Source organism: Nocardia wallacei (assembly GCF_029869545.1).
Taxonomy (GTDB): domain Bacteria; phylum Actinomycetota; class Actinomycetes; order Mycobacteriales; family Mycobacteriaceae; genus Nocardia; species Nocardia wallacei_A.
This window is the reverse complement of record NZ_JARWQD010000034.1, coordinates 25,070-31,501: the sequence shown is the minus strand read 5'-3', so window position 1 is coordinate 31,501 and position 6,432 is coordinate 25,070. Positions and strand designations below refer to the sequence as shown.

Sequence of the window (6,432 nt, the reverse complement as noted above, 5' to 3'; positions counted from 1 at the left end):
CCGGGCAATTACCCTCCCTATCGAGGTTTTCTTCTAACCCATGCGGGGCCGGGGTGCCGCGGCGTTCAGCCCCGCGGGGGCCCTGGCCCACCCCCCCGGCGCCACGGCCGCCGACGGCGCCGATCAGCTCGACGTGTGGTCGGCATCGCTGACCGAGCATGTGGCACAGCAGTTTCCGCTATCGGATACGACAATTCGACGAGGTCGCCCGAGCGCGGCCCGGGAGGTGAAACGATGGACGTCGCCGACGTCGCCCTGACACTGCTGCGGCTGGTGCTGGGCGTGACCATGATCGCGCACGGAGTCAACCACTGGCTCGGCGGAGGAAAGATCGCCGGAACCGCGCGCTGGTTCGGTGGGCTCGGCCTGCGTAACGGCGTGCTGCAGGCGTGGCTCAGCGTGATCACCGAGATCGGTGCGGGCGCACTGCTCGTCGTCGGCTTGCTGACGCCCTTCGCCTGCGCCGCAGTCATTTCCGTCATGCTCGTCGCCGGGCTGCTCGCCCACCGCACCAACGGCTTCTTCGTATTCCAGGAGGGCTACGAGTACGTCCTGGTACTGGCGGTGCTGGCGTTGGCGCTGGCCGCGCTGGGACCCGGATGGCTCTCGATCGACCACGCTGCCGACATCGACGTGACCGGCTGGGCCGGTGGCGGCATCGCTCTCGGACTCGCCGCGCTGTCCACCGCGACGCTCCTCGCGGCCTGCTGGCGACCACGGTCCTCGGCCGATAGCGGACCAGCCCACTGACGGCCGACTGTTATGCCGGAACGGCTGATCGGAGTAGCAGTTCGAGCATCGTGCGTTCCGTCGTCTCGTCCTGTGGATGGGTGAGCAGGGCTTCGATGACGAAGGTGATGTTCTTCGCGGCCGCGGCGACCGTGGATTCGGGGGCGCCGGATGCGCGCAGTTCCTCGGCGAGCATACGGTCGGTGGTCGCGTGGAACCGATCGTGCCACTCCGCGATGGCCGGAGACAGGCTTGCGCGGGCATGGACGGTGTCGACGAGCGTATGAATGTCGCGAAGTCGGCGCACCACCCAGTGCAGCCGCTCGACCAGGGAGCAGTTCCGTAGTTCCTCGTATCGGGTCAGCGCGGCGGAGAAATCCTCGTCCAGCACCGCGATCAGAACCTCGTCCTTCGACCGGAAGTACCAGTAGACGGTGTTCGCCGTGACCCCCGCGCCGTCCGCGATGCGAGCCATGGAGGCCTTGTCGTAGCCGAGATCGCGGAACAGGCGCTGGGCGGCCGCGACGATCTCGCCGCGCTTCTGGTCGGCGTCGCGGGGACGGCGGTTGCGGGGCATGACCCCACCCTATCTTGATTGGCATTCAAGAAACGCCTACATTGCTCTTGAATGTCGATCAAGAGATGTCCGGTCCGCCCCCGGCGGTCGCGGCGGAGGCAGGAGTGGCGATGACCGGCGAGTTCACCCGTGAGGAGACCGAGTTTTCGTCGAAGGGAATACGCTGTGCGGCAACGGTTTTCCGACCTCGCGTCGAGAACGCGCAGGCCGGTGTGCCGGTGGTGGTGATGGCGCACGGGTTCGCGGGGGCGCGGGCGCATCGGCTTTTCGCGTACGCCGCGGTGTTCGCCGAGGCCGGGTACCTGGCGGTGGTGTTCGACTACCGGGGGTGGGGCGACAGCGACGGCGTACCGCGGCACGTCCTGAGCATCGGCGACCAACTCGACGACTGGCGTGCCGCGCTCGGTTTCGCGCGGGCGTTGCCCGGCGCCGATCCCGGCCGGATCGTCGCGTGGGGCACCTCGTTCTCCGGCGGGCACGTCATCACCCTCGCCGCGAGCGGGGAACCGCTGGAGGCCCTCATCGCGCAGGTGCCGCACGTCAGCGGGCCCGCAGCGGTGCGCGCCAAGGGCCTGCTGTCCGGTATTCGCCTGCTGCCCGCGGCGATCGAGGACACCGTCCGCGGTCTGCTCGGACGCGAACCCCGCTATATCGGCAGCATCGGGCGGCCCGGTGACCTGGCCGTGCTGACCAGTCCCGACGCCGTGCCGGGCCTGGACCGGATGGAACGGGACTCCGGACTCGACGGCTCGGAGTACCCCCGAACCGTCGCCGCGCGCATCGTCGCGCACATCGGCTTCTACTCCCCGGGGCGGCGAGCCGCCGCGGTGGCTTGTCCCGCCCTGATCCAGATCGCCCGCACCGACGTGGTCACTCCCGCCACCACCGCCCGCAGCACCGCGGCCCGGATGTCCGCCGCCACCGTCCGCGAATACGACCTCGGCCACTTCGACTGCTACGTCGCCCCGGCATTCCCCACCATCATCACCGACCAGCTGAACTTCCTGAAATCCACCGTTCCCATACACGCCGGTCGATAACGTGCGAAGAACCTCGTATCAGGCGAGTTTCAGGCTGCGGCCGATGATTTCCTTCATGATCTCGGTGGTGCCGCCGTAGATGCTCTGTACGCGAGCGTCGGTGTAGGCCTTGGCGATCGGGTATTCGCGCATGTAGCCGTAGCCGCCGTGCAGTTGCAGGCACTTGCTGATGAGCTCGATCTGCTCCTCGGTGCTCCACCACTTGGCCATCGCGGCCTCCTCCACGGTCAGCTTGCCCTGGTTGAGCAGCTCGATGCAGCGGTCGACGAAGACCCGCACCGCCGTCGTCTTGGTGGCCAGCTCCGCCAGCACGAAACGCGTATTCTGCTGCGCGCCGATGGGTTTGCCGAATGCCTTGCGGTCGCGCACGTACTGGCAGGTGAGGTCCAGGCAGCCCTCCATCGCGGCGGCGGCCATCACGGCGATCGACAGCCGCTCCTGCGGCAGATTCTGCATCAGGTGCACGAAGCCCTGGCCCTCGGTGCCGAGCAGGTTCCGGCCCGGGACCCGCACGTCGGTGAAGCTGAGTTCGGCGGTGTCCTGCGCCTTGAGACCGATCTTGTCGAGATTGCGGCCGCGCTCGAATCCCGGCATGCCGCGCTCGACCACCAGCAGCGAGAAGCCCATCGCGCCCTTCTCGGGATCGGTCTGGGCGACCACGATGACGATGTCGGAATTGATGCCGTTGGTGATGAAGGTCTTGGCGCCGTTGAGAATCCAGTCGTCGCCGTCCTTCACCGCCCGCGTCTTGATGCCCTGCAGATCCGAGCCGGTGCCCGGTTCGGTCATCGCGATCGCGGTGATGATCTCACCGGTGCAGAATCCCGGCAGCCACCGCTTCTTCTGCTCGTCGTTGGCCAGCTCCAGCAGATAGGGGGCGATCACGTCGTTGTGCAGCGGGAAACCCAGCCCCGAGTACTGCCCGCGGGTGGTCTCCTCGGTGATCACCGAGTTGTAGCGGAAGTCCTTCACTCCGCCGCCGCCGAACTCCTCCGGCACCGCCATGCCTAGGAACCCCTGCTTACCGGCCTCCAGCCAGACCTCGCGGTCGACGAGGCCCTGCTCCTCCCACTTCGCGTGGTGGGGCGCCACATACTGCTCGAGAAACTTCCGGTACGACTCCCGGAACAGATCGTGTTCGGGTTCGAAAAGAGTGCGCTCCACGCCAACCTCCTACGGTGACCACATCGGCATTCCCCCATACGGTACCCGGAAGTCGAATCGCCGTTCACTTCGAACCCCGTAAAAAGGGTTCGACTGCGCTACCTGCGGGAAGGTCGACGGCGTTGGCGACCTGAACCCCGGTAAACCTGACTACAGTCCCAGCAAGCCGCGCGCCCGGCCCACGAGGGTGCGGCCGCGGTCGCGGTCCCGCTCGGCGAACAGGAAGGTCAGCTCCTCCTCGAGCGCCTTGCGCACCACCGCCTGCAGTTCCTCGGCGGCCTCGTCGAGATCGGTGGCATCGGCCCACGGCGCGGTCTCGATGGGGGTCCCCGCGGAGTAGTAGAACCTTTCCGGCTTCGGGATCCACGTCGGACCGAGACCGGTGACCAGCGGCGGGGTGAGATTCGGCTTCAACCCGATCGCCTTGACCAGCGAGCGCAGCGGCCGCATCGCCACGTCCTGACCGTCGAAGACGATGTCGAAGGCGTCGTCGGCGCCGACCATGCCGATCGGCACGATGGGCGCGCCGGTCTCGATCGCCATCCGCGCGAATCCGGTGCGGCCCTCCCACTTCAGCACGTACTTCTCGCCCTTGCGCCGCACCGCTTCTCGGCCGCCGCCCGGGAACACCAGCACCATCTCGCCCTGTTCGAGCAGGGCGCGGCAGTTCGCGCGGCTGCCGCGGACACACCCGATGCGGTGCAGGGCGTGCCGCACCCCGGGCACGGTGATGAGCACGTTCTCGGCCAGTCCGCGAACGAGACGGCCGCGGCTGTGCGCGATCTCGGGCCACAGCAGCGGGGTGTCGATACCCATGAAGTTGTGATTGCCCACCAGCAGCACCGGGCCGTCGGCGGGAATGTTGTCGAATCCGTGGAACACCGGACTCGTCCACGCCCGCAGTGGCGCGGTCAGTGCATCGATCGTACGAATATCGCTGTCCTGCAGAGACATCCGTAGCGGCGCGCCATCCGAGAGCACCGCGCCGTCACCACCCGTTGGGGCGGAAAGATTTCCAGACAAAAGGACCCTCCCTGCAACTTGTTCCTGATTTGTGAATCGTAACGAAAACAGCTGCGGGGCACCCAGTTCACTGGATGGTCTACCCCTAGTGGGGTGCATCGCCCCGCATCGGGCGCTGGGGCGCCGGTTGCGGGGAATGAGGGGGCCGATTCGGAAATGATCTGAGCCGGTCCGGGGCCCGGTTGTGAGCCCGTCCGGGACCTGATCGAGGGCCGGTCCGGGACCTGATCGAGACCCAGTCCGGGACCTGGTTGGGGGCCGGTTCGGGACCTGATTGAGGGCGGGTTCCGGTCCGGTTGGAGTACTGGCTTCTCGACGGAGAACGTTGGCGCGGGGCGGGATTCAGGTCGGGAGGGCTGCTGTTGCCGCATGGGCGTACTGCGCCAGCATTGCCGCCAAGGCCGCGGGGACTCGGGCCCGCAGTCGGGTGCCGCCCTCCTCGTGGGCGGACTCGAGGATGCGGCCGTCGGCGTGTACGCGGGCGAGGAGGTCGCCGCGGGTGTAGGGCAGCAGCACGCTCACCTCGACGTCGAGCGCGCCCAGGATTTCTCCGAGACGGTCGCGCAGTTCCGTCAGCCCCTGGCCGGTGCGGGCCGAGACGAAGACGGCCTGCGGCAGCTGGGCGCGCAGGTGCGACAGCTCGGCCGGATCCAGCGCGTCGATCTTGTTCACCACCAGCAACTCCGGCGGAGCGACCGCGTTCGTCTCCCGCAGCACGTCGGTGACCACCTCGCGCACCGCCTTGATCTGCTCGGCGGGCAGCGGATCGGAACCGTCGACCACGTGCAGCAGCAGATCGGCGCCGGTGACCTCCTCCAGCGTCGACCGGAACGCCTCGACCAACTGGGTGGGCAGGTGCCGCACGAAGCCGACCGTATCGGTGAACACGACCTCGCGGCCGTCCTCCAGCGCCGCGCGGCGGGTGGTCGGATCCAGGGTCGCGAACAGCGCGTCCTGCACGAGGATGCCCGCACCGGTCAGCGCGTTCATCAGGCTGGACTTGCCCGCGTTGGTGTAACCGACGATCGCCACGGCGGGAATTCCGCTGTCGGTGCGCCGCGCGCGCTTGGTGTCGCGGGCGGTCTTCATCTCCCGGATCTCGCGGCGCAGCTTGGCCATGCGCTCGCGGATGCGGCGACGATCGGTCTCGATCTTGGTCTCACCGGGGCCGCGCAGGCCCACGCCGCCGCCGCTGCCACCGGCACGGCCACCGGCCTGCCGCGACATCGACTCGCCCCAGCCGCGCAGCCGCGGCAGCATGTACTCCATCTGCGCCAGCGACACCTGCGCCTTGCCCTCGCGGGAGGTGGCGTGCTGGGCGAAGATGTCCAGGATCAGCGCGGTGCGGTCGATGACCTTCACCTTGACGACCTTCTCCAGCGCGGTCAGCTGTGCCGGGGTCAGCTCGCCGTCGCAGATCACGGTGTCGGCGCCGGTCTCGAGCACGACGGCGCGCAGCTCGTCGGCCTTGCCGGAGCCGATATAGGTGGCCGGATCGGGTTTCATGCGGCGCTGGATCAGCGCGTCGAGCACCTGCGACCCCGCCGTCTCGGCGAGCGCGGCGAGCTCGGTCATGCTGGCCTCGGCCTGCGCCGCGGTGCCCTCGGTCCAGACACCGACCAGCACGACGCGCTCCAGACGCAGCTGGCGGTATTCGACCTCGGTGATGTCGGTGAGTTCGGTGGACAGCCCGTTGACGCGGCGCAGTGCGCTGCGGTCCTCGAGTTGCAGCTCGCCGACCGTCGGCTCCGGCGCCCAGCCATTACCGCTGTCCTCGTCGAGCTCCTCGATCGGGGTGAACTCGTAAGTCTCTGGTTTTCTCATACACCTCCATGGTCCCACGACTCAACGGCCAGGCGCACCCGAGTTATTCCCGAGGCCGATGACAGACATTCCGGA

The 6,432-nt window shown here is 68.1% G+C and carries 6 protein-coding genes; 2 read left to right on the top strand and 4 right to left on the bottom strand.

Annotated elements, in window-relative coordinates; all coding sequences use genetic code 11:
* Positions 1–234 precede the first annotated feature (234 nt).
* Complete coding sequence (locus QH290_RS01835; protein ID WP_280268668.1) at positions 235–750, top strand: DoxX family protein; 516 nt, start codon at positions 235–237, stop codon at positions 748–750.
* A gap of 10 nt (positions 751–760) precedes the next feature.
* Here QH290_RS01835 and QH290_RS01830 read toward each other — a convergent pair whose 3' ends face one another.
* The gene (locus QH290_RS01830; protein ID WP_280268667.1) at positions 761–1,306 is read right to left on the bottom strand and encodes a TetR/AcrR family transcriptional regulator; all 546 of its coding nucleotides are present in this window, start codon (positions 1,304–1,306) and stop codon (positions 761–763) included.
* A 110-nt stretch (positions 1,307–1,416) separates the two neighbouring features.
* Here QH290_RS01830 and QH290_RS01825 point away from each other — a divergent pair, with 110 nt between their 5' ends.
* Complete coding sequence (locus QH290_RS01825) at positions 1,417–2,346, top strand: alpha/beta hydrolase (protein ID WP_280381783.1); 930 nt, start codon at positions 1,417–1,419, stop codon at positions 2,344–2,346.
* 18 nt (positions 2,347–2,364) lie between these two features.
* Here the strand turns inward: QH290_RS01825 and QH290_RS01820 are convergent, their stop codons facing one another.
* From QH290_RS01820 to hflX, 3 genes are all read right to left on the bottom strand, one after another.
* Positions 2,365–3,510, bottom strand: a complete 1,146-nt coding sequence (locus QH290_RS01820; protein WP_280268662.1) for an acyl-CoA dehydrogenase family protein — start codon at positions 3,508–3,510, stop codon at positions 2,365–2,367.
* Positions 3,511–3,660: 150 nt separating this feature from the next.
* Positions 3,661–4,464: a lysophospholipid acyltransferase family protein gene (locus tag QH290_RS01815; protein WP_280268661.1), complete on the bottom strand. Its 804-nt coding sequence runs from the start codon at positions 4,462–4,464 to the stop codon at positions 3,661–3,663.
* A gap of 411 nt (positions 4,465–4,875) precedes the next feature.
* Complete coding sequence (gene hflX, locus QH290_RS01810) at positions 4,876–6,357, bottom strand: GTPase HflX (RefSeq protein WP_280381782.1); 1,482 nt, start codon at positions 6,355–6,357, stop codon at positions 4,876–4,878.
* Positions 6,358–6,432: the final 75 nt, after the last annotated feature.

Bases quoted from the DNA above. Each gene is read 5' to 3' on its own strand.
- QH290_RS01835 (WP_280268668.1), top strand. From the start codon at position 235: ATGGACGTCGCCGACGTCGCCCTGACACTGCTGCGGCTGGTGCTGGGC.
- QH290_RS01830 (WP_280268667.1), bottom strand. From the start codon at position 1,306: ATGCCCCGCAACCGCCGTCCCCGCGACGCCGACCAGAAGCGCGGCGAG.
- QH290_RS01825 (WP_280381783.1), top strand. From the start codon at position 1,417: ATGACCGGCGAGTTCACCCGTGAGGAGACCGAGTTTTCGTCGAAGGGA.
- QH290_RS01815 (WP_280268661.1), bottom strand. From the start codon at position 4,464: ATGTCTCTGCAGGACAGCGATATTCGTACGATCGATGCACTGACCGCG.
- hflX (WP_280381782.1), bottom strand. From the start codon at position 6,357: ATGAGAAAACCAGAGACTTACGAGTTCACCCCGATCGAGGAGCTCGAC.